Below are 21,960 nucleotides of genomic sequence, written 5' to 3' on the forward strand. Positions count from 1 at the left end.
ACTTATAGGAGGTCGCAGTTATGAATAAATATAAACGTATATTCCTAGTCGTAATGGACTCTGTTGGAATCGGTGAAGCACCAGATGCTGAACAATTTGGTGATTTAGGATCTGACACAATTGGTCACATTGCTGAACATATGAATGGGTTACAAATGCCTAACATGGTGAAATTAGGTCTTGGTAACATTCGTGAAATGAAAGGCATCTCTAAAGTAGAAAAACCACTTGGATATTATACAAAAATGCAAGAAAAATCTACTGGTAAAGATACAATGACAGGTCATTGGGAAATTATGGGTCTTTACATTGATACACCATTCCAAGTGTTCCCAGAAGGATTCCCAAAAGAATTACTTGATGAATTAGAAGAAAAAACAGGCCGTAAAATCATCGGTAATAAACCAGCTTCTGGAACTGAAATTCTTGATGAACTTGGTCAAGAACAAATGGAAACAGGCTCTTTAATTGTTTACACTTCTGCTGATAGCGTACTACAAATCGCAGCACACGAAGAAGTAGTGCCGCTTGATGAGTTATATAAAATTTGTAAAATTGCACGTGAATTAACGTTAGATGAGAAGTACATGGTAGGCCGTGTTATCGCTCGTCCATTCGTTGGTGAGCCTGGAAACTTTACACGTACACCGAACCGTCATGACTATGCATTAAAACCATTCGGCCGTACAGTAATGAATGAATTAAAAGATAGTGATTATGATGTGATTGCTATCGGTAAAATCTCTGACATCTATGATGGTGAAGGGGTAACTGAATCACTTCGTACGAAGTCTAACATGGATGGAATGGATAAGCTTGTAGATACATTAAATATGGACTTTACAGGTCTTAGCTTCTTAAACTTAGTTGACTTTGATGCATTATTCGGTCACCGTCGTGATCCACAAGGATACGGAGAAGCTCTGCAAGAATATGATGCACGTCTTCCAGAAGTATTCGAAAAACTAAAAGAAGATGATCTATTATTAATTACAGCAGACCACGGTAATGACCCAGTGCATCATGGTACTGATCATACACGTGAATATGTACCGTTATTAGCATATAGCCCAAGCATGAAAGAAGGCGGAAAAGAGTTACCACTTCGTCAAACATTTGCTGATATTGGTGCAACTGTAGCAGAAAACTTCGGTGTGAAAATGCCAGAATACGGAACAAGCTTCTTAAACGAGCTAAAGAAATAGGGGGATAAACAAATGAATCGTGAACTTATTACAAAATCAGCTTCATACTTAAAAGAAAAATTTCAAGAGACACCACAAGTAGGACTAATCCTTGGATCTGGACTAGGTGTATTAGCAGATGAAATCGAGAACGCAGTAACAGTACCTTACAGTGAAATCCCTGAATTCCCAGTTTCAACTGTAGAAGGCCATGCAGGTCAACTAGTATTCGGTACACTTCAAGGTGTAACGGTAGTAGCAATGCAAGGACGTTTCCACTTCTATGAAGGATACGATATGCAAAAAGTAACATTCCCAGTTCGTGTTATGAAAGAACTAGGGGTAGAAACAGTTGTTGTAACAAATGCAGCTGGTGGTGTAAATACATCATTCGAACCAGGCGATCTTATGTTAATTTCAGATCACATTAACTTCATGGGTACAAATCCATTAATCGGACCAAATGATTCTGAAATGGGTGTACGTTTCCCTGATATGTCTACATCATATACAGTAGAGCTTCGCGAAATGGCGAAACAAGTTGCAGCAGACTTAAATATTAAAGTACAAGAAGGTGTATACGTTGGAATGACAGGTCCTGTATATGAAACACCTGCTGAAATTCGTATGCTTCGTACACTTGGCGGAGATGCAGTTGGTATGTCAACAGTACCTGAAGTAATTGTAGCGCGTCATGCTGGTATGAAAGTACTTGGTATTTCTTGTATTTCAAATATGGCAGCTGGTATTTTAGATCAGCCACTTCACCACGATGAAGTAATCGAAACGACAGAACGTGTTAAAGCTAACTTCTTAGCATTAGTAAAAGCAATCGTAAAACAAATGAAGGGGTGACCTCACAATGAGAATGGTGGACCTAATTGCAAAAAAACGTGACGGACATGCATTAACGACAGAAGAAATTAACTTTATTGTTGAAGGATATACAAATGGTGATATTCCTGATTATCAAGTAAGTTCACTTGCAATGGCAATTTTCTTCCAAGATATGAACGATCAAGAACGTGCAGATTTAACGATGGCAATGGTAAATAGCGGTGATACAATCGACTTATCAGCTATTGAAGGAGTAAAAGTAGATAAGCACTCGACAGGTGGCGTTGGTGATACAACAACACTTGTATTAGGTCCATTAGTAGCCGCTTTAGGTGTACCGGTTGCAAAAATGTCTGGACGTGGTCTAGGACATACTGGTGGTACAATTGATAAATTAGAAGCAGTTCCAGGATTCCATGTTGAAATCGAAAATGATGAATTCATGCGTCTTGTAAATGAAAATAAAATCGCAGTTATTGGTCAAAGTGGAAACTTAACACCTGCGGATAAAAAATTGTATGCACTTCGTGATGTAACGGCAACAGTAAACTCAATTCCGCTTATTGCAAGCTCAATTATGAGTAAAAAAATTGCTGCTGGTGCAGATGCAATTGTTCTTGATGTAAAAACTGGAGCAGGTGCATTTATGAAAACAGATGAAGATGCAAAACGTTTAGCAGAAGCAATGGTACGCATTGGTAATAACGTTGGTCGTAATACGATGGCTGTTATTTCTGATATGAGTCAACCACTTGGTGAGGCTATTGGTAACGCACTTGAAGTACAAGAAGCAATTGATACGTTACAAGGTAAAGGACCGAAAGATTTAGAAGAGTTATGTTTAACGCTTGGAAGTCAAATGGTATACCTTGCTGGACAAGCTTCATCTCTAGAAGATGCACGTGAGAAATTAATTGAAGTAATGAACAACGGTAAGGCGCTAGAATCATTTAAAACGTTCTTATCAGCGCAAGGCGGCGATGCATCTGTTGTTGATGATCCTTCTAAATTACCACAAGCACAATTTAAAATTGAAGTGGAAGCGAAGGAAGACGGTTATGTATCAGAAATCGTTGCAGATGAAATCGGAACAGCAGCAATGCTTTTAGGAGCAGGACGTGCGACGAAGGAATCTGAAATTGATTTAGCTGTTGGCTTAATGCTTCGTAAAAAAGTAGGGGACAGCGTGAAAAAAGGTGAATCCCTTGTTACCATTTACGCAAACCGTGAAAATGTAGAAGACGTAAAAGCAAAAATTTATGAGAACATGAAGATCTCTAAAGAGCATGTAGATGCACCAACATTAGTGCATGGCATCGTTACTGAATAATAAAGAAGGGCCAGGGAGTATTTCTCCTTGGCTTTTTTTACTATTTTTTGTTTATAATAATAATGGGTGAAAATATGATTAGAATTTGTGCAATAACAAAAACAGATGAAGTATTATATGATGTTTCGCTAGAGGAAACAAAGAAAGACCATATTGTATGGTATTGGCTAGATTTATATAAGCCAACGAAAGAAGAGTATACATACATTTTGCAAGATCATTTTAAGTTCCATCCCCTTGCAATTGAAGACTGCATAGAATATGTACAGAGGCCAAAAGTTGATTTTTATGATGGATATAACTTTTTAGTTCTTCATGCATTTGGTGAGGATGGATTAGAACCGCACGAGATTGATTTATTTATTAGTGATCGTTATATTGTTTCTTTCCACTTTTCTCATAACAATGCAATTGAAAGAGTATGGAAAACGCTTGGAGAAAAGAAGCGTATTAAAAATAGTCCCCTGCACGTAGCGCATACAATTATCGATCAAATTGTAGATGACTATTTTGCGCCTGTATATTACATTGAGGATCATTTAAATGCAATTGATGATAATTTAACGGGTGAAACGGCAGGAAGTGTACTAGAAGAGGTATTTGATATACGTGCAGATTTATCGAAGTTAAGACGTACAATTATTCCGATGCGTGATTTATTGTATCGCATTTTAAATTCGACTCGTTTTTACGGTATAAGTGATCATGAAATTTATTTTAAAGATATACATGATCATTTGCTTAAACTGACCGAAATGATTGAAGCAAGCCGGGAGTTAACAGCAGATATTCGAGATAGCTATTTTTCATTAAACTCGCATCATATGAATAACATTATGAAAACATTAACTGTATTCTCGACTATTTTCATGCCATTAACATTTATTGCGGGAGTATATGGAATGAACTTTACGCATATGCCAGAGCTCGGTGGACAATATAGTTATTTTATTTGTTTACTTATTATGGCACTAATTGGCGGCGGCATGATGGCTTGGTTTTATAAAAAAGGATGGTTTAAATAAAAAACACCGAGGGAAAATTCCTCGGTGTTTTTACTTAACCAATAGCATGTAATACGAACATGGCTAAGAATAAGCATGTAATGATATACATAGACGGTGCGACTTCTTTACGCTTTCCAAGAGCAACTTTTAAGATAGGATAAGCAATAAATCCGAACGCAATGCCATCAGCGATACTATATGTGAGCGGGATCATGACGATAATTAAGAACGCTGGAAATCCTTCTGAAAAATCGTTCAGAGGAATTTGTTGAATGCTTGTAATCATCAGGCCGCCAATAATAATTAAGATTGGTGCAATGGCACTATCAGGAATTAGTTTGACAAACGGAAGTGCAAACAATGAGGCAAAGAATAACAACCCTGTAACGATAGACGTCAGACCTGTCTTTCCGCCTGCAGTAATACCTGCGGCACTCTCTACTGTTGATACGGTAGGGCTTGTGCCAAATAGACCACATGTCATTGCTGAAATTGCATTGGCTTGGTAAGCACGTGGGAATTTACGGTCATCTTCTAATAAACCGTGCAGAAGTCCCATGTTCTCAAAAATAAGCACCATGCTTAAGGAGAATGTTGCAATCCAAAATGGTAAGGAAGAAAGTTTGCCAAATGACATAGCCCCAAACACATCGCCGTAACTCGCGAATGAGAATGAACTATTTCCGATTTGACTTGTATCAACAAGGCCAAACAGCCATGCAATACCAGTTCCTATTGCAATCGTCCATAAAAAGTTTCCACGTACGTTACGAATAAATAATACGAGTGCAACGATAAGAGTAAGCACGGTCGCAAGAACGACAGGGCTACTTAATTTACCCATTGCAACAGCAGTATTTGGATTCGAAACGACTAAACCACCTTTTTGCAATCCGATAAATGCTAAAAATAATCCGATGCCGACAGTGATAGCTTCCTTTAGTGACTTTGGAATCGATACTGAAAGCACGCGAGCGATTGGTGTAAACGCAGCAATTGCAAAAATAATACCAGAGATGAAGACAGCTGCTAATGCTTCCTGCCAAGTTAATCCGAGCGTATGCACAGCAGTGTACGTGAAGAATGCATTTACACCCATACCAGGGACAAGAATAGCAGGTGCATTTGCCCAAAATGCCATGAGCAGACATCCGACAAATGAACTGAAAACAGTTGCTAAAATTCCAGCTTCAAGAGGAATGCCAGCATCGGATAAAATGGATGCATTTACAATCATAATATATACGATCGTAAAAAATGACGTAACTCCAGCTAAAACTTCTTGTTTTGGTGATGTTTCGTGTAAACCTAATTTAAATGTTCTTTCAAGTATTCCTTTCATGTTAAACCTTCTTTTTCATATCCCTCTCCCACCCGTGATATCTCTTTCGTAAGAGCTCACCGTCCTTTATTATATCAGAACATCATGTTTTTACAACAAGGAAAATGATAACGTTTACTTATAAATGAAATTATTTATAAATACGTAAAGATCGCCCTTATTGTAGAAATGATTTCTAGTTCTCCCGATTGAATGGGAGGAGCTGCTTGTGCATGTAAAGTAGCATAGGACGCAACTTCCCGTGGTAATTGAGCAGATTCTTCAACGAATGAGAGTGGAACAGGATTAATGTTTAAATTGTATGTACTCGCAATAGCACGAGCTTTTTCTACCGCTTGTTGCAGAGCTTGAATGAGAGCTTGCTCATAATATTTATTTGGGTGAGATATTCGAAAACGTAATCCTTTTGCTACGTTTGCTCCATTTGAAACGGCTATATCATATACTTCCCCTGCTTTTTGTACATTTAAAACGGTAATTTCATACAAATGTTCCACACGATATCCTTGTAGTAATGCTTTATCATTTACATACTCGTATTGAGGAGTGATCGTATAAGAAATCGTTTCTATATCTTTATCAGCGATACCAAGCTGTTTAAGTGCATCTAATAATTGTTTTGATTGCACTGCATTTTCTTCTTGTGCCTGTTTTACATTTTTATGATCTGTACGAATACCGATTGTTAATATAACGACATTTGGTTTTGCTTTCACAACGCCTTCACCTTGCACCGTAATGGTAGCTTCTTTACCAGTATTTGCTGTACGTACGTTGTGTAAATAAGGGTTCATTCCACCTTGCATCTTCCATCACCATCCTTTTTATATGTATATGTGTGAACAAAAAAGAAATTTGTATGAAAAAGTTACATAAATGGGAATGTTAAAGAAAGAAAGCATATACAACGAGGGTATTTATAGATTATAATATGTGTAAATATGATAAAAAAGGGACGAGGCTAGTGAACGAAAAAAGAGAAACATTGATTTTAGAGTTATCCGGATCATTTAGAAAGATGATACGTTTATTACAAAATGATATTAATACACGTTTTGCAGAACATATGCCATATAATGAATTTTCTGTATTACGCGCGTTATTTTTAAACAGTCCACAGATGGCTTCGCAAATTGCGAGTGAAGTAAACGTAACCTCCAGTCATATTACAGCTGTTACAGATCGTCTTGTACGAAAAGGATTAGTAGAAAGAAAACGTTCTAATTCAGATCGTCGTATCGTGTACTTAGAAATTACAGAGCACGGAAGAGAAGTAACTGAAAAACTTGAAGCTGTACGAAAAGAATATTATAAAGAGAGATTTAAAGGTTGGAGCGACCAAGAAATAGAAATGGTGTTAGAGCTATTTGGCCGCGTATTATAATAAATGAGGATAGGGAGCGACAGCTTTCCTATCCTTTTTCTTTTGAATAAAAACATTTTGAAACTCCAATACTTTAATTAAAAAGAATCGGAGTGAAAAATTATGAAACGTATTTCTATGCTTTTCATTATGATTGGAAGTTTATTCTGCTTTCATCAATTCGCGGATGCCGCAACGCCTCTACAAGTCGTTCAGAAAGAATTACAACATATTTCAAATAAGCAACCTGTTTTATATTCAAAACTATGGATTCGCTCAATGCAGAATGCTATTTTATTTCATCATAGTGATAACATTCGGCATGAAGATACGATAAGCAATGTAACAAAGTCTTCTCTTGTAAAAGTAAAACAACTGCCACTTCAGAAAGCGTCACAGTATATCCCGAGATTATCGCAATATATTTCTAAGTTTGAGGCTGAGAATGTACAAGTGTATTATGTTGCAGCGCGTTACGAAGTGAAAAAAGAAAATCCATATCAGTTAAATGGTATGAATTATTTTATGCAAGTGTTTATTCAACAAGGGGGAGAATGGAGAATTGCTGAAAGTATAGTTGCTCCAACAGATCAAATCGTGGCAAATGGTGATGGGTTTGGAACGAAGCAAGAAAAAGAATATGGGAAAAGAAGAGAGAATGTAAAATAACCTCCTCATCAAGAGGAGGTTATTTTATTTGAAATTCCAAGAGACTTTCCATTTTAATATTTTAGGTAGGAAGAAATACGTAATGAAACTAGTCACTAAAAATCCGATGTAAAAGCTAGGCAATGACTGCGCGCGACTTAGTATTAAACCTCCAACGATCCCACCAAAGAAAATCGCACAAGCTAAAACTACTTTTTGTAGTTTTGGATATAATAAGTAGTTACCATTTCGCTCATTGACTGAACGGGCATATAAATATATACCGAGTGGTAATAAAATAATGATATGTGCGATAGGGCCAAGCAATGTTTTTGCTGGGGGAATTTTTGTAAAGTTTGGTTCGTTATGACGTACTCCATTTTGATCAGTATAAGCGCTTTGTGGATCATAATTAAAGTGAATACGAAAATCTTCTGCTGGACTAGAAATACGTATGTTTTCCATAACATCATGTATTATGCCATTGTTCTCATGAAAGTCGGCATTCGAGTGAACAGCAATGACTCCTGATATTAGAGATGGAAGTAACGCTGGGAAGATTAATATAGCTGCAGTAAGAAATCCTTGCGATATCACATTTCCAGCGATTGTTCCTATACATAAGGCAAGTGTATAAATAGCAATTAATACAATTAACATGTATATAAAGTAACGATGAAAGGGGGAGAATACTTGATATTTATTATGAAAAGTCAACTTTTTCATAATAGCAAATAGTCCCCAGTTTAGAACGACAACAGCGGCGATATTACAGATTCCAAACAACCACTTTGTTATATAGAGGTGCGAACGTTTAAAGGGCATAGACCATAACAAGTCGCTAGCGTTATTTTGTCTTTCCCATCCAATTAATGTACAAGCTAGCAAGATAAGCACACTACCTAACAGTATGACGGGATTTATGAGTGTTAAATCAAAATTGTAATGATATACATAGTTCCATTTTTTATTGTCATTTAGAAATTGTTGTTGTTGAATAGAAGTCATATAGTAGTAATATGACAAAGTATAGAAGCTGACGAGCCAAAATAACCATACAACATATTTACTTTGTTGATACGTTCTTAGCCATAGTGCTTTTTGAAACATAGGATCTCTCCTTTAAAAAACTTTATAATTTGTTAGGCGTGATAATATAACATAAGTAATGATTCCAGCGAGAAACAAACAAATATAGTAGTTAAGTAAGAAATGAAATTGATTTAGTTTATAGCCACCTAGTAATGCAAAGTAAATGGTTGTCCCCCATATACATATTCGTAAATGTTTTTGGAAAATAAATATCTTTTGACTGTTTTCATTTGGTGATCGTGTATATAAATATGTTCCAAGTAGTAAGTAAACTATTGTATAAAAAATAGGGACTAACATCGATTTAGCTGAATAATAGTGATAAGATGCTGGATCTCTTAAAGTAGTTGAGTCCTTTTCTTTTTTACGTGATTCAGGATCATAATGGTAATAAATCGTGAAATTATATATTGGTGCAACTATATTTGTTTTTTGATTAATTTCGTAAAGTTGTTCATATAACTTATAATTTTTAGGATCGGTAGCTTCTAAGTGATTTATCGTAAAAGTGTACACTAGTGGAATAAATGTAAGCCCCATTAGTAACCAAGGAATACAAAAAACAACCTGCGAAACAACGCTTCCAGTAAAAGTACCGATGCATAGTGCAGCTGTATATACTGCTGCATAAGAAACAATCGCATAAAGAAAGTATCGATGAAATGGACTAAATGATTGATACTCAAAATGAATAGTTGTTCTATAAATAACATACATAAGAATCCAATTTATAAGTAACGAGCTCAAAATACAAAAGGAACCAAAAGCCCATTTAGATAAGAAGACATCTTTTCTTTTAAAAGGCATCATCATAAGTAGTGTATTCGATTGGTTGCTACGTTCCCATCCTATCAATAAGCAGGCTAAAGCAATGACAAGAACAGTTAACCAAAAACTATTACCTTCCCCTGGCGAAAAGGCATAAAAATAATAATACTGTTTCCCCTTTTCTTGTAATTCATAATACGCATCAAGTTGTTGCTGAGCACTTCTATAGTAGCCAAAAGGTAACAAGTAAAGCGAACTAAAGAAGAATAGTAACACAGCATATTTCCCGCGCTTCCAATTCCACATCCATAACGCTTTATGAAACATACCCATCCTCCTCCAGTGTCGTAACGAAGACATCTTCAAGCGACATTGTTAATTCTTCAATGAGCAGTGGTTGTTCTTTATAAAACTTTTCCAGTGTTGTAGCCACATTTCCCTCAATTAAGATTGTATATACTTTTCCTGTTTGATTTAATATTTTAATATTGCTTAAGTTTTCTAGTTTTTGAGGTAATGAGCGTTCGTAAGCTACTTGGATTTTAGCAAATCGTGATTTTGCATCGTCTAGTGATGTAATAGAAGCTATAGTATGGCCTTTTAATATAATAATTGTATCTGCAATTTGTTCCACTTCATCTAGATGGTGAGTTGAGATGAAAATGGTAATTTCTTTTTCTGCAACTTCTCCAACGAGAAACTGTAAAATCTGCCTTTTCACGATAGGATCAAGTCCATTTGTCGGTTCATCTAAAATGATATATTCTGCCTTTGTAGAAACGGCTAAAATGATAGCAAGCAGTGCTTTCATTCCTTTTGAATAACTACGAATTCGTTTGTTTGGTAAGTTAAAACGTTCTAACAGTTCATAGAAATATGCTTCATCAAATGCGGCATAAACTGATTTATAAAACTTTACAATTTCTTTTACCGTATAGCCGTTCAGTATGTTAGTAGAATCCGGAACATATACGATTTTTTGTTTCGTTTCAGGATTCTTATGAATGTCGGTATCCTCATATGTAACACATCCTTCATCAGGGTCTAAAATGCCGACCATCGTTCGTAATAAAGTTGTTTTCCCCGCACCGTTTCTTCCGAGTAATCCGATGATATTTCCTCTTTGCAATGTGAAAGAAACATCGTCTAAAATTGTTTGATTATCAATTGCCTTCTTCAAGTTTGTCACTTTCAGCATCCGCATTTCCTCCAATCTCTTTATAGTATGAATCTATCCAATCATGAATTTTATCTTTCGTAACACCAAGATAAGAGGCTTCTAATAGTAATTGATGAAATTGCTTTTCAACCATAGCGATTTTCCTTTCGTCTAATGTTGGGGTAATCGATTGGGATACAAATGTTCCTTTTCCTCGTAATGTTTCAATAATCCCTTGTCGCTCTAACTCTTGATACGCTTTACTCACTGTATTTGGATTTATAACGAGTAAAGAAGCGAGTTCCCGTACAGAAGGTAGTTTGTCACTTGGAGCTAACATGTTCTTTAATACGAGTTCTTTTATATTTTGAACAATTTGTTCCCATATCGGAGTGTTGCTTCTTGGATCAAGTTGAATATGCAAGAGCAATGTCTCCTTTCTGACTTGTATTAAGTGTACTACTGTGCGTAATACACTTAATACAATAAAGGTGATGAATGTGTTTGTCAACTGAAAATGTTAGAAAAATATGGTATTAAAAAACAGTGAATTGGAAAAAATAGGTTTGATATAGAATGGAGGGTTAGTCATGAAGCGAGTTTTTGGAATACTTGTTTGTTTCATGTTATTGCTTTCTGGTACTTCAGTTAGTTTCGCACAATCTGAGAAGACGAAGCAGGAGAAAACAGAAGAAACAACACCGAAGTTAGCGGAACAAGCGTCATCAGCAATTGTAATTGAACAAGATACAGGTAAAGTTTTGTTTGATAAAAATCCAAATGAGAAGTTACCACCTGCTAGTATGACGAAGATTATGACAATGCTATTAATTATGGAACAAGTTGAAAAAGGAAAACTAAAACTGACCGATAAAGTGAGAGCAAGTGAGCATGCAGCTTCAATGGGTGGATCACAAATCTTTTTAGAGCCTGGAGAAGAGATGACCGTAAATGAAATGCTAAAGGGTATTGCAATTGCATCTGGAAATGATGCGTCTGTTGCAGTAGCGGAGCATATCGCTGGTTCAGAAGAAGGTTTTGTAAATATGATGAACAAAAAAGCGAAAGATTTAGGACTGAAAAATACTCATTTTCAAAATCCGACAGGTCTTCCGGCTAAAGATCATTATTCCACAGCAAATGATATGGCTATAATGGCGAAAGAATTGATGAAGTACCCACTTATTCGCAAATACACAGGAAAATACGAAGACTATTTACGTGAAGATACGGATAAGAAGTTTTGGCTCGTTAATACGAATAAGTTAGTGCGTTTTTATCCTGGAGTAGATGGTGTAAAAACGGGCTTTACGACAGAAGCAAAATATTGTTTAACAGCATCGGCTGAAAAGAATGGGATGCGTGTTATTTCAGTTGTTATGGGAGCACCTACATCAAAAGAACGGAACAATCAAGTAACGAAGCTTCTTGACTACGCATTTGGTCAATATAGGACAAAGAAATTGTATACACGAGGCGAAAAAATTAAGACTGTCCAAGTAGGAAAAGGGAAGAAAGAAAAAGTAGATTTAGTTGCGTCAGATAATGTATCTCTTCTTATGAAGAAGGGCGAAAATATGGACAAGGTAAAGCAAGAAGTAATTGCTGAAAAGAAAGTGAAAGCGCCGATTAAAAAGGGCGATGCACTTGGTACACTTGTTATTAAAAAAGATAAAGATGTTTTATTAAAACAAACAATTGTAGCAAAAGAAGATGTTGCTGCAGCGAGCTGGTGGGAGTTATTTAAAAGAAGTTTTGGGATGTTTTCAACATCAAAATAGCGGCAAACATTTTGCCGCTTTTCTATTCGTATGTAAGTAAATAATTGCTGAATGGTTTCACTTTATGGCGAAATAGTTCTTCTTTTGTCAGTAGGAAGGATTCTTATGTTGTATCACGAAAATCTTTATGTATGTAAATGAGTAAAGTTTGAGCATAAGGAGGAAATCGTGTGAGTCTTTCCATGCAATTAGAAGTAAAACGTGACGTCCTATGTGTGAGGCTAGCGGGTGAATTAGATCATCATACTGCTGAAGAGTTGCGAACGAAAGTAACAGATATGATTGAGACACATGGTGTTCATCATATTGTTTTGAGCCTAGAGAACTTATCGTTTATGGATAGTTCTGGTTTAGGTGTTATATTAGGCCGATATAAGCATGTAAAGGGATTAGGTGGAGAAATGGTTGTTTGTGCAATTTCACCGCCTGTTAAGCGTTTGTTTGAAATGTCGGGCTTATTCAAAATTGTTCGCTTAGAAGAAAGTGAAGCGCACGCGCTCGCGACGTTGGGGGTGGCATAAATGAGAAATGAAATGAACCTTCAATTTTCAGCATTAAGTCAAAATGAATCGTTCGCTCGCGTTACAGTAGCTGCTTTCATTGCGCAACTAGATCCTACGATGGAAGAACTTACAGAGATTAAAACAGTTGTGTCAGAAGCGGTTACGAATGCAATTATTCATGGGTACGAAGGAAATGCAGAAGGTGTTGTTTATATTTCTGTAATTTTGGAAGAAGCAATGGTGAAACTCACGATTCGAGATGAAGGGATTGGCATCTTTGATTTAGATGAAGCGAGACAACCCCTTTTTACAACTAAACCTGAATTAGAGCGTTCCGGAATGGGATTTACTATCATGGAAAATTTTATGGATGAAGTAGAAGTTATTTCAAACGAATCTTTCGGGACAACAATCCATTTGACAAAATACTTATCAAATAGTAACGCTCTATGCAATTAAGGAGAATAGCCTATGGACATAGAGGTCAAAAATGAGAAGAAGAAACCTCAGTTAAAGGACCACGAGCTAAAAGCGTTAATTCAAAAAAGTCAAGATGGAGATCAACAAGCGAGAGATACAATTGTTCAAAGTAATATGCGTCTCGTATGGTCGGTTGTGCAACGTTTTCTTAATCGCGGATACGAACCAGACGATTTATTTCAAATTGGATGTATTGGGCTCTTAAAATCGGTAGATAAATTTGATTTATCTTTCGACGTGAAATTTTCAACATATGCAGTTCCAATGATTATTGGCGAAATACAGCGATTTTTACGTGATGATGGATCAGTGAAAGTAAGTAGGTCATTAAAAGAAACAGGAAACAAAATTCGGAAGATGAGAGACGAGCTTTCGAAAGAATTCGGAAGAGCTCCAACGATTAATGAAGTAGCCGAGGCGTTAGAACTAACGCCAGAAGAAGTTGTTCTGGCGCAAGAAGCGAGTCGTGCTCCTTCATCTATACATGAAACGGTGTATGAAAACGATGGGGATCCAATCACTATTTTAGATCAAATTGCAGATCAATCTGAAACGAAATGGTTTGATAAAATTGCTTTAAAAGAGGCAATTAGAGAATTAGATGAGCGAGAGCGTTTAATCGTATATTTACGCTACTATAAAGACCAAACCCAATCGGAAGTAGCGGAGCGAATAGGCATTTCGCAAGTACAAGTTTCAAGACTTGAAAAGAAAATTTTAAAACAGATGAAAGATCGAATAGATGAATAGCTATTCGATCTTTTTTTATGCCTTTAATTAGGAGGAGATTGTAAACTTTCGTAAAAATTAACAGAATTTATTGATAATTTAGTAAATTTAAAATATAATCCAAGTATGAACTTGTCACAAAGGGGGAAGGAAATATGGAAACGAGGCAACAATGGGGAACGAGGGCTGGATTCATTTTCGCAGCAGTCGGCTCTGCCGTTGGATTAGGAAACATATGGCGTTTTCCTTATACAGCGTATGAAAATGGGGGAGGCGCATTCTTTTTACCGTACTTATTCGCATTATTAACGACTGGTATTTCATTATTAGCGTTTGAATTTGCTCTTGGGCATCGTCACCGTGGTTCCGCGCCACTTACGTTCTTCCGTATTCATCCGCGTGCTGAATTCATCGGATGGTGGCAAATGTGCGTAACATTTATCGTTTCAACATATTATGCAGTAATTATTGCTTGGTCTATTTCGTATACGTATTTTGCAATTACTGGGGCGTGGGGGAAAGACACGCAATCATTTTTATTTAAAGAGTATTTGCATGTTGCAGATAAGCCTGGGCAGTTTGGAGGGCTCGTACCCGAAGTATTAATTCCGCTAGCTCTCGTTTGGATTATTGTGCTTGGTGTTGCATTTAAAGGAGTAAAAAAAGGAATCGAAGTTGTGAACCGTATTTTCATCCCTTTACTAGTTGTTATGTTCCTTATTATCGTAGTTCGTGCAGTGACGATGGAAGGTGCGATGCAAGGATTAGATGCATTCTTTAAGCCAGATTGGAGTCGTATTTTTGACGGAAAAGTATGGCTTGCTGCTTACGGTCAAATTTTCTTTAGTTTATCTTTAGCATTTGGAATTATGATTACGTATTCAAGTTATTTGCCGAAAAACTCAGATACAACAAATAACGCCTTTATCACGGGCTTTGCAAACTCAGGATTTGAATTATTAGCAGGGATTGGGGTCTTTGCGGCTCTTGGATTTATGGCAAATAATATGGGAGTACCAGTTGATAAAGTAGCAAGTGCTGGTGTAGGGCTTGCTTTCGTAGTATTCCCGCAAATTATTAATGAATTACCGATGTCACCTTTATTTGGCGTATTATTTTTCTTATCATTAACGGTTGCCGGAATTACATCCCTCATCTCGCTTGCGGAAGTATGTTTTGCTGCCGTATCTGAAAAGTTTAGCTTAAGCCGCCAGAAAACAATTGGAATTATGGGGACGCTTCTCGTACTTGTTTCTCTCGTTTTTGCGACACGTGGCGGGCTTATGTTCCTAGATGTTGTCGATTACTTCGCTAATAACTTCGGATTAATTACAATTGCTCTAGCGGAAGTAGTTACGATAGGACTCATTTTACGTCGTTTACCAGTTTATCAAAACCACGCAAACTTCGTATCTGATATTAAGTTAGGGACGTTTTGGAGGGTGAGTTTACTCGTTATTACTCCGCTTATGTTAGGGTACATGTTAATTGATGGTACAATCCAAAATATTAAAAAGAACTATGGAGGTTACTCAACGGAGTTTGTCGTAACATATGGTTGGTCAATTGCAGCAGCGTTCCTTATCATTGCGCTAATCATTAGTTTAAAGAAATGGAATGCACAAATACATTCAGATTCTGCTAAGCTTGAAAAAGAATGGAAAGATCGAGGTGTTTCATAATGAGTGGATCAGCGATTATGATGATGGTTATTGGAATAGTAGTCATTTGGGGAGGGCTCGCATTAAGCATTGCAAATTTATTTAAGAAAAAAGCATAAACTAAAAAACATCTGTACCGAAATGGTACAGATGTTTTTTTATGAAAAAATTGTATTAGAAAAAAATTGAATAACCATACTACAACTACGAGGAAGAGTGAAGAGGTGAATGGAAATTGGAACAAACAATTTATATTAAAATGCGTAATCGATTAAAAGTTTCTCCTACGTATGAAGTAAAGCTGGGAGATGTTGCTCAACTTGCCGGAGATGCTGCAGTAGTTCAGTCATTACAGGATGAGGTAATTTATAAAATTACAGCGCGTGATAAAACGCATGTTGTAATTGATGTTATGAAAATAATTGAGATTATTAGGCGAAAAACCGCTCATATACAAATTAATTTACTCGGTTCTGGACAAACTCTTGTTGAAATTATATATGAAAAAAAGAAAGTACATCCGATTTTTTTCGGACTTGTATGGTTGTTACTTTTCATTGGAGCAGCTCTTGCCATCATATATTTTCATGAAGATGTAAGCATGCAACAAGTGCACCAACGGTTATATTACATGATTACGGGAGAATTTAAGGCGCAACCACTTTTATTTCAAATTCCTTATTCATTAGGTCTTGGGCTAGGCATGGTTTTATTTTTTAATCATGTATTTCAAAAGCGTATTAATGAAGAGCCGAGTCCGTTAGAAGTGGAGATGTTCCAATACCAGCAATCACTTGACCAATATGTAATTGTTCATGAAAACAAGGATAATATGAAACAACTTACCGATGATTGAGTCTGGATTCGTTATTTTAATTGCTTTAGCAGGAGGAATTGCTGTAGGTAGCGGATATGTTGCGTTTTTAGCTGTACTTGGTATAATCCCTCGTCTAGCTCAATTAACGAGAAGTGGAAAGCACATTCAATATTTTGAGTGGGCAGTTATTGCAGGTACATTAACAGGAGCTTGGTGTAGTTTGAAAAACATTACATTTCAAACATCGCAATATTGGCTTGTTATATTAGGGATATTTTGTGGCACATTCATTGGAATGCTCGCTGCCGCATTAACGGAAGTGTTAAATGTTCTACCTATTTTAGCGAAGCGAGTAGGGGTAGAGGGGAAGATTGTTGTTTTACTCGTTGCTCTTGTACTTGGAAAAGTAATAGGCTCGTTGTTTCACTGGATTTATTTCGTAAAGTAGGAGGCAATATATAAATGACAGGGCGAAAACTAAAGGACGATTACGTAAATAAAGTGAAGGAATACCATCCGAAGCCAAATTATTTTATAAATTGTGTTAAGGCATTTTTTGTAGGTGGACTCATTTGTACAATCGGAGAAGTATTGATGAAATTTTATATACATTATTTTCATTTTAGTGAACAAGAGGCAGGAAATCCAACAGTCGCAACTCTTGTACTATTATCGGCGATTTTAACAGGTTGTGGTGTATATGATAAAATCGGTCAATTTGCTGGAGCAGGTTCGGCCGTACCTGTTACGGGATTTGCGAATTCTATGGCAAGTGCTGCGCTAGAGCATAAGAGTGAAGGAATTGTACTTGGGGTTGCTACAAACATGTTTAAGCTAGCGGGAAGTGTAATCGTTTTTGGTGTTGTCGGGGCGTACATTATTGGGTTAATAAGATATACTTTTAAAATTTTTATGTCTTAAAGGAGGGGCTAGTATGAGGTTGACAGGAAAACAAACGTGGGTATTTCAAAATGATATTTATGTGAATGCAACCGGTACTGCCGTCGGTCCAAAAGAAGCTGAAGGCCCTCTTGGAAAGGAATTTGATATTTCATATGATGATTTACATTGCGGAGAGGAAAACTGGGAGCTTGCGGAACGAAGATTAATGTCAGATTCTATTCAACAAGTCATGCAAAAAGCAAATGTAGAAACATCACAAATTGATTTCTTTTTAGCGGGTGACTTATTAAATCAAACAGTAACAGCAAATTACGTTGCGCGTAAGTGGGGAATTCCCTTTTTAGGCATGTTTAGTGCTTGTGCGACCTCGATGGAGACTTTAGCGGTCGGATCAGCCTTTATAGATGGTGGATTCGCAAATCGTGTTTTAGCGACGGTAAGTAGTCATAATGCAACAGCTGAAAGACAGTTTCGTTATCCAACAGAGTATGGGGGACAAAAACCAGGAACAGCAAATTCCACTGTTACAGGTGCGGGATCCATATTAATTAGTAAAGAAAAAAGTGCCATTAAAATTACGTCGGCTACGATTGGAAAAGTACAAGATTTAGGAATTGCGAACCCTTTAGATATGGGATCGGCGATGGCGCCGGCTGCGGCTCATACAATTCAGCAGCATTTTGAAGATTTGAAGAGAAGTGCTAATGATTATGATGTGATTGTTACCGGTGATTTATCTGCTATTGGGACACCGATCGCGAAACAACTGTTACTGGAAGAAGGTTATGATATTGGGCATATATATAATGATTGCGGATTAATGATTTATGATTCGGGTCAAGAAGAAGTATTTGCAGGTGGTAGTGGTTGTGCTTGTTCAGCTGTTGTCACATATGGTCATTTATTAAGCGAGATGCAAAAAGGGAATTTACAACGAATTTTTGTCGTTGCTACTGGCGCGTTATTAAGCCCGATGATGATGCAGCAGAAAGAAACAATTCCAACAATTGCACATGGTGTCGTATTTGAGAGAGTGAAGGGAGAGTGAATTGTGGATTTTATATATGCATTTCTTGTAGGAGGCGCTATTTGTCTAGTTGGACAAGTATTGTTAGATTTTGCAAAGTTAACACCAGCTCATTTAATGGCTACCTTTGTAGTGATAGGAGCAGTTTTAGATGGATTTGGATTGTACGATAAGCTTATAAAGTTTGCTGGTGCTGGGGCAACAGTTCCTATTACAAGTTTTGGACATTCCTTATTACACGGGGCAATGCATGCGGCAGAGAAACACGGATATATAGGGATTGGTATGGGTATGTTTAGTTTAACGTCTGCAGGCATTTCTGCAGCGATATTATTTTCATTTTTTATAGCACTTATATGTAAACCGAAAGGATAAATCAAATGAGACGAAGGGTTGTTTTGGTCACAGATGGAGATGAATATGCAAAGCGAACAATTGAGCTTTTAACGAAGGAATTTGGGGGAAGGTGTATTTCAGCATCACAAAGCAATCCAACCAAATTGACAGGGAAGAAAGTTGTTGAGCTTATTATGCAAACGCCATATGACCCTGTATTTGTCATGTTTGATGACAGTGGATTTATTGGAGAAGGATCTGGTGAAAAAGCTTTAAAATATGTAGCCACGCATAAACAAATTGATGTACTTGGGATTTTGGCGGTAGCGTCTAATACACATCATTGGGAATGGGCACGTGTAGATGTAAGCGTGGATCGAAACGGGAATTTAACGGAATATGGCGTTGATAAGTTTGGACTCCCAGATGGTGAAATTGGCAGAATTAGCGGAGATACAATTTATTGTCTAGATGATCTGAATGTTCCTGTCATTGTTGGAATTGGTGATATTGGTAAGATGTGTGGAAATGATGAATGGGAGAGAGGCTCACCAATTACTAAAAAAGCAATTCAGTTAATTTTGGAAAGGAGTGGGTTTTATGACGAAGCCTAAAAAAATAGATATCCCTATTTCAACTTTCATAAGTGACAATGAAAATTATTTAAAACAAACGGTTGGATTAGGCGTTACATTTGATGTTGGTATTCGTAAATTTCAAATTTTGAATAAAGAAATTGCTGTGTTATTCGTAAATGGACTTTGTGATACGAATTATATTATTCCTATTTTAGAAGAAGCTGTGGATACGAATGAAATAAGGGATGTTGAAGAAGATACAGTAAAGCTTTTAGAGAATCGTTTAATTCATCAGCAAGTAAGTAAAGTGAAAACGATGGATGAAGTAATGGTTCAAGCGTTATCAGGGCTTATTATTATATTTGTGGAAGGCGAAACAGAAGCGTTCGCGATAGATGTTCGAAGCTATCCAGGAAGAACACCGACAGAGCCGGATACCGAAAAAGTAGTACGCGGTGCGAGAGATGGATTTGTTGAAAATATCGTTGTAAATACAGCGTTAATTCGTAGAAGAATTCGAGATCCACGTCTTCGAAACGAAATTATTCGAGTAGGGGATAGATCGCAAACGGATATTTGTATTACATATGTACAAGATGTTGCAAATCAAGATTTAGTAAAGATTATAAAACAAGAATTGAATAACATTGATGTTGATGGCATTACGATGGCGGATAAAACAGTGGAAGAATTTGTTGTAAAGCAAAGCTATAATCCATTCCCGCTTATTCGATATACAGAAAGACCGGATGTAGCAGCCAATCATTTATTAGAAGGACATGTTTTAGTACTTGTTGATACATCACCGAGTGCTATGATTACGCCAACAACATATTTCCATCATTTACAGCATGCAGAAGAGTTTAGACAAAATCCAGCTGTCGGTACATTTTTACGTTGGGTACGTTTTTTAGGTGTTTTATTCTCCTTGTTTTTACTACCATTTTGGTTAGTGTTTGTATTTGATCCAACTCTTTTACCAGAAAATCTTGCTTTTATTGGACCGACTAAGATGACACATTTACCAATTTTATTACAAGTATTAATGGCAGAGGTCGGGCTTGAGTTTTTAAGGATGGCTGCCATTCATACTCCAACGCCGTTATCGTCTGCAGCAGGATTAATTTCCGCTATATTAATTGGTCAAATAGCAATCGATGTAGGTTTGTTTGTACCAGAAGTTATTTTGTATGTAGCAGTTTCTATGATCGGTGCTTATGCAACACCGAGTTATGAATTAGGGCTAGGGAATAAGGTTGGAAAATTATTTGTTATTATTTTAACAGGTCTCTTCCATGAGATGGGCTTTGTAATTGGTATGACGATATTGATTTTATTTTTAACGTCTATAAAAAGTTTGCAAACACCTTATTTATGGCCGTTTTTACCATTTGATTGGGGCGCATTAACAAAAATTCTACTCCGTCCGACGATGTCTAGTTTAAAAGTACGACCAAGTATTGTAAGACCTCAAAATGTAAAAAGACAAAAATAAACGGGATTATACACCCGTTTATTTTTTTTTAGCAAAAATTTATTGTTTTTTAACAAAAATCAAACATTTTTTGTGTACACTTAGAGTAGATATTGTGTATGGAAGGGGAAGAGGACATGATTAAATTATTTGTAAGTGATTTAGATGACACGCTCGTTTACAATGTGAATGATATGCAAAAAGAAGATGAACGTGCAATTTGTTGGTTAGCTGAAAAAGGGACAAATATTTGTTTTGCCTCAGGCCGCTTTACTCATCGAATTGATGAAGTTGTAAATAGGTTTACATTCCCGTATTACACAACGAGTTTAAATGGAGCGACGATGTTACTACCGGATGGGAAAATATTTCATGAATCAAGTTTTGAAGATGGGATTGCCCAGGAAATATATCGATATATCCATAAAAAGGGACTAGCAGATATTGTTTGTGCAAATGAGCAACGGTATACAAAAAGAAAAAATGAACATCATCATAATTTTGAAACGTATATGGGCGTGCATATCGCTGAAATAGAAGCATTAGAAGAGGAATTTGGTAAAACTGTACATCCTGCGAAATTGTTTGTTTTTGGAGAAGAAGAGACAATTGAAGCATTAGATCAAGAATTACGAGATACCTTTCAGAATGAAGCGGAAGTTTTTATGTCTGGTAAACGCTATGTTGACATTATGCCAAGAGGAGTAAGTAAAGGGAGTGCTTTAAGACGACTAATGGAACATTTGCAAATTGAAGCAAATGAAGTTGCATGCATTGGAGATTCTTTCAATGATATTTCTATGTTTGAAGTAACCCCGCATTCATTCACTCTGCATCATGCTCATCCATATGTGAAGGAGAAGGCAAATCATATAGTTCGTTCGGTTGAAGAAGCTATTATGAAATTGCCGTTACTTGTATAAAAAAAGAAGCTCGCTACT

At 36.6% G+C, this 21,960-nt stretch carries 26 protein-coding genes; 20 read left to right on the top strand and 6 right to left on the bottom strand.

From position 1 onward, the window contains the following. Positions 1-20 precede the first annotated feature (20 nt). The 4 genes from deoB (at position 21) to corA (ending at position 4,376) form a co-directional block, all read left to right on the top strand. Positions 21-1,205: a phosphopentomutase gene (gene deoB / locus PDK19_RS03210; RefSeq protein ID WP_001046082.1), complete on the top strand. Its 1,185-nt coding sequence runs from the start codon at positions 21-23 to the stop codon at positions 1,203-1,205. A 12-nt stretch (positions 1,206-1,217) separates the two neighbouring features. Next, a complete protein-coding gene (locus tag PDK19_RS03215) occupies positions 1,218-2,039 on the top strand; it encodes a purine-nucleoside phosphorylase (RefSeq protein WP_001078446.1) in 822 nt (273 codons plus the stop codon). Positions 2,040-2,046: 7 nt separating this feature from the next. Beyond that, a complete protein-coding gene (locus tag PDK19_RS03220) occupies positions 2,047-3,351 on the top strand; it encodes a pyrimidine-nucleoside phosphorylase (protein ID WP_001243079.1) in 1,305 nt (434 codons plus the stop codon). A gap of 62 nt (positions 3,352-3,413) precedes the next feature. Continuing rightward, positions 3,414-4,376 (top strand): magnesium/cobalt transporter CorA, encoded by a 963-nt coding sequence (corA, locus tag PDK19_RS03225; protein ID WP_001998197.1) that lies wholly within the window; start codon positions 3,414-3,416, stop codon positions 4,374-4,376. Between the two features lie 34 nt (positions 4,377-4,410). Here the strand turns inward: corA and PDK19_RS03230 are convergent, their stop codons facing one another. Further along, the gene (locus PDK19_RS03230; protein WP_000676254.1) at positions 4,411-5,700 is read right to left on the bottom strand and encodes an NCS2 family permease; all 1,290 of its coding nucleotides are present in this window, start codon (positions 5,698-5,700) and stop codon (positions 4,411-4,413) included. Positions 5,701-5,834: 134 nt separating this feature from the next. Next, positions 5,835-6,506, bottom strand: coding sequence for an SIMPL domain-containing protein (locus tag PDK19_RS03235; RefSeq protein ID WP_270706592.1), 672 nt, complete (start codon positions 6,504-6,506; stop codon positions 5,835-5,837). 158 nt (positions 6,507-6,664) lie between these two features. Between PDK19_RS03235 and PDK19_RS03240 the strand changes: the two genes are divergently transcribed. Both PDK19_RS03240 and PDK19_RS03245 read left to right on the top strand, forming a co-directional pair. Next, entirely contained in the window at positions 6,665-7,084 is a 420-nt protein-coding gene (locus tag PDK19_RS03240; protein ID WP_001003315.1) for a MarR family winged helix-turn-helix transcriptional regulator, read from the top strand. Between the two features lie 102 nt (positions 7,085-7,186). Beyond that, entirely contained in the window at positions 7,187-7,732 is a 546-nt protein-coding gene (locus PDK19_RS03245) for a hypothetical protein (RefSeq protein ID WP_073543118.1), read from the top strand. 24 nt (positions 7,733-7,756) lie between these two features. Here the strand turns inward: PDK19_RS03245 and PDK19_RS03250 are convergent, their stop codons facing one another. The 4 genes from PDK19_RS03250 to PDK19_RS03265 are packed head-to-tail and all read right to left on the bottom strand — an operon-like array spanning position 7,757 to position 11,154. After that, on the bottom strand, positions 7,757-8,821 hold the full coding sequence (locus PDK19_RS03250; RefSeq protein ID WP_049113430.1) for an ABC transporter permease subunit: 1,065 nt from the start codon (positions 8,819-8,821) through the stop codon (positions 7,757-7,759). 12 nt (positions 8,822-8,833) lie between these two features. Next, positions 8,834-9,898 (bottom strand): ABC transporter permease subunit, encoded by a 1,065-nt coding sequence (locus PDK19_RS03255; protein ID WP_049113429.1) that lies wholly within the window; start codon positions 9,896-9,898, stop codon positions 8,834-8,836. After that, positions 9,888-10,769, bottom strand: a complete 882-nt coding sequence (locus tag PDK19_RS03260) for an ABC transporter ATP-binding protein (protein ID WP_049113427.1) — start codon at positions 10,767-10,769, stop codon at positions 9,888-9,890. Before PDK19_RS03260 ends, PDK19_RS03255 begins: the two co-directional genes overlap by 11 nt. Then, entirely contained in the window at positions 10,735-11,154 is a 420-nt protein-coding gene (locus PDK19_RS03265; RefSeq protein ID WP_000548031.1) for a GntR family transcriptional regulator, read from the bottom strand. Before PDK19_RS03265 ends, PDK19_RS03260 begins: the two co-directional genes overlap by 35 nt. 166 nt (positions 11,155-11,320) lie before the next feature. Between PDK19_RS03265 and dacF the strand changes: the two genes are divergently transcribed. The 14 genes from dacF to PDK19_RS03335 all read left to right on the top strand — a co-directional run bounded on the left by dacF (position 11,321) and on the right by PDK19_RS03335 (position 21,942). Further along, positions 11,321-12,511: a serine-type D-Ala-D-Ala carboxypeptidase DacF gene (gene dacF, locus PDK19_RS03270; RefSeq protein ID WP_049113426.1), complete on the top strand. Its 1,191-nt coding sequence runs from the start codon at positions 11,321-11,323 to the stop codon at positions 12,509-12,511. A gap of 170 nt (positions 12,512-12,681) precedes the next feature. Then, entirely contained in the window at positions 12,682-13,032 is a 351-nt protein-coding gene (gene spoIIAA, locus PDK19_RS03275; RefSeq protein ID WP_000059133.1) for an anti-sigma F factor antagonist, read from the top strand. After that, positions 13,033-13,473 (top strand): anti-sigma F factor, encoded by a 441-nt coding sequence (gene spoIIAB, locus PDK19_RS03280; RefSeq protein ID WP_001243399.1) that lies wholly within the window; start codon positions 13,033-13,035, stop codon positions 13,471-13,473. It begins immediately after the preceding gene. Positions 13,474-13,485: 12 nt separating this feature from the next. Continuing rightward, a complete protein-coding gene (gene sigF / locus PDK19_RS03285) occupies positions 13,486-14,244 on the top strand; it encodes an RNA polymerase sporulation sigma factor SigF (RefSeq protein WP_000350729.1) in 759 nt (252 codons plus the stop codon). 134 nt (positions 14,245-14,378) lie between these two features. Next, positions 14,379-15,905 (top strand): sodium-dependent transporter, encoded by a 1,527-nt coding sequence (locus tag PDK19_RS03290; protein WP_000450077.1) that lies wholly within the window; start codon positions 14,379-14,381, stop codon positions 15,903-15,905. Beyond that, the gene (locus PDK19_RS03295) at positions 15,905-16,003 is read left to right on the top strand and encodes a methionine/alanine import family NSS transporter small subunit (protein ID WP_000016826.1); all 99 of its coding nucleotides are present in this window, start codon (positions 15,905-15,907) and stop codon (positions 16,001-16,003) included. The genes PDK19_RS03290 and PDK19_RS03295 overlap by 1 nt, the downstream gene beginning before the upstream one ends. A gap of 116 nt (positions 16,004-16,119) precedes the next feature. Further along, positions 16,120-16,740 carry a stage V sporulation protein SpoVAA gene (gene spoVAA / locus PDK19_RS03300; protein WP_000438355.1) on the top strand — a complete coding sequence of 207 codons (621 nt, stop codon included), beginning with the start codon at positions 16,120-16,122 and terminating at the stop codon, positions 16,738-16,740. Further along, a complete protein-coding gene (gene spoVAB, locus PDK19_RS03305; RefSeq protein ID WP_000572932.1) occupies positions 16,733-17,149 on the top strand; it encodes a stage V sporulation protein SpoVAB in 417 nt (138 codons plus the stop codon). The genes spoVAA and spoVAB overlap by 8 nt, the downstream gene beginning before the upstream one ends. Positions 17,150-17,163: 14 nt before the next feature. Then, positions 17,164-17,622, top strand: coding sequence for a stage V sporulation protein AC (spoVAC, locus tag PDK19_RS03310; protein ID WP_000147736.1), 459 nt, complete (start codon positions 17,164-17,166; stop codon positions 17,620-17,622). 13 nt (positions 17,623-17,635) lie between these two features. Next, positions 17,636-18,652, top strand: coding sequence for a stage V sporulation protein AD (spoVAD, locus tag PDK19_RS03315; protein ID WP_001241152.1), 1,017 nt, complete (start codon positions 17,636-17,638; stop codon positions 18,650-18,652). 3 nt (positions 18,653-18,655) lie between these two features. Further along, complete coding sequence (spoVAE, locus tag PDK19_RS03320; protein ID WP_000345905.1) at positions 18,656-19,006, top strand: stage V sporulation protein AE; 351 nt, start codon at positions 18,656-18,658, stop codon at positions 19,004-19,006. 5 nt (positions 19,007-19,011) lie between these two features. Further along, the gene (locus PDK19_RS03325; RefSeq protein ID WP_001254414.1) at positions 19,012-19,581 is read left to right on the top strand and encodes a stage V sporulation protein AE; all 570 of its coding nucleotides are present in this window, start codon (positions 19,012-19,014) and stop codon (positions 19,579-19,581) included. Next, positions 19,568-21,040, top strand: a complete 1,473-nt coding sequence (gene spoVAF, locus PDK19_RS03330) for a spore germination protein SpoVAF (RefSeq protein WP_000165588.1) — start codon at positions 19,568-19,570, stop codon at positions 21,038-21,040. Before PDK19_RS03325 ends, spoVAF begins: the two co-directional genes overlap by 14 nt. Before the next feature lie 98 nt (positions 21,041-21,138). Then, the gene (locus PDK19_RS03335; protein ID WP_041184497.1) at positions 21,139-21,942 is read left to right on the top strand and encodes a Cof-type HAD-IIB family hydrolase; all 804 of its coding nucleotides are present in this window, start codon (positions 21,139-21,141) and stop codon (positions 21,940-21,942) included. Positions 21,943-21,960: the final 18 nt, after the last annotated feature.

The organism is Bacillus cereus group sp. BcHK124 (assembly GCF_027712065.1).
GTDB classification, from domain to species: Bacteria; Bacillota; Bacilli; order Bacillales; family Bacillaceae_G; genus Bacillus_A; species Bacillus_A pacificus.

Bases quoted from the DNA above. Each gene is read 5' to 3' on its own strand.
- spoVAC (WP_000147736.1), top strand. From the start codon at position 17,164: ATGACAGGGCGAAAACTAAAGGACGATTACGTAAATAAAGTGAAGGAA.
- PDK19_RS03215 (WP_001078446.1), top strand. From the start codon at position 1,218: ATGAATCGTGAACTTATTACAAAATCAGCTTCATACTTAAAAGAAAAA.
- dacF (WP_049113426.1), top strand. From the start codon at position 11,321: ATGAAGCGAGTTTTTGGAATACTTGTTTGTTTCATGTTATTGCTTTCT.
- spoVAB (WP_000572932.1), top strand. From the start codon at position 16,733: ATGATTGAGTCTGGATTCGTTATTTTAATTGCTTTAGCAGGAGGAATT.
- PDK19_RS03290 (WP_000450077.1), top strand. From the start codon at position 14,379: ATGGAAACGAGGCAACAATGGGGAACGAGGGCTGGATTCATTTTCGCA.
- corA (WP_001998197.1), top strand. From the start codon at position 3,414: ATGGGTGAAAATATGATTAGAATTTGTGCAATAACAAAAACAGATGAA.
- PDK19_RS03245 (WP_073543118.1), top strand. From the start codon at position 7,187: ATGAAACGTATTTCTATGCTTTTCATTATGATTGGAAGTTTATTCTGC.
- sigF (WP_000350729.1), top strand. From the start codon at position 13,486: ATGGACATAGAGGTCAAAAATGAGAAGAAGAAACCTCAGTTAAAGGAC.
- PDK19_RS03255 (WP_049113429.1), bottom strand. From the start codon at position 9,898: ATGTTTCATAAAGCGTTATGGATGTGGAATTGGAAGCGCGGGAAATAT.
- PDK19_RS03260 (WP_049113427.1), bottom strand. From the start codon at position 10,769: ATGCTGAAAGTGACAAACTTGAAGAAGGCAATTGATAATCAAACAATT.
- PDK19_RS03220 (WP_001243079.1), top strand. From the start codon at position 2,047: ATGAGAATGGTGGACCTAATTGCAAAAAAACGTGACGGACATGCATTA.
- deoB (WP_001046082.1), top strand. From the start codon at position 21: ATGAATAAATATAAACGTATATTCCTAGTCGTAATGGACTCTGTTGGA.
- spoVAF (WP_000165588.1), top strand. From the start codon at position 19,568: ATGACGAAGCCTAAAAAAATAGATATCCCTATTTCAACTTTCATAAGT.
- PDK19_RS03235 (WP_270706592.1), bottom strand. From the start codon at position 6,506: ATGCAAGGTGGAATGAACCCTTATTTACACAACGTACGTACAGCAAAT.
- PDK19_RS03250 (WP_049113430.1), bottom strand. From the start codon at position 8,821: ATGTTTCAAAAAGCACTATGGCTAAGAACGTATCAACAAAGTAAATAT.
- spoVAD (WP_001241152.1), top strand. From the start codon at position 17,636: ATGAGGTTGACAGGAAAACAAACGTGGGTATTTCAAAATGATATTTAT.
- PDK19_RS03230 (WP_000676254.1), bottom strand. From the start codon at position 5,700: ATGAAAGGAATACTTGAAAGAACATTTAAATTAGGTTTACACGAAACA.
- spoIIAB (WP_001243399.1), top strand. From the start codon at position 13,033: ATGAGAAATGAAATGAACCTTCAATTTTCAGCATTAAGTCAAAATGAA.
- PDK19_RS03335 (WP_041184497.1), top strand. From the start codon at position 21,139: ATGGAAGGGGAAGAGGACATGATTAAATTATTTGTAAGTGATTTAGAT.
- PDK19_RS03295 (WP_000016826.1), top strand. From the start codon at position 15,905: ATGAGTGGATCAGCGATTATGATGATGGTTATTGGAATAGTAGTCATT.
- PDK19_RS03325 (WP_001254414.1), top strand. From the start codon at position 19,012: ATGAGACGAAGGGTTGTTTTGGTCACAGATGGAGATGAATATGCAAAG.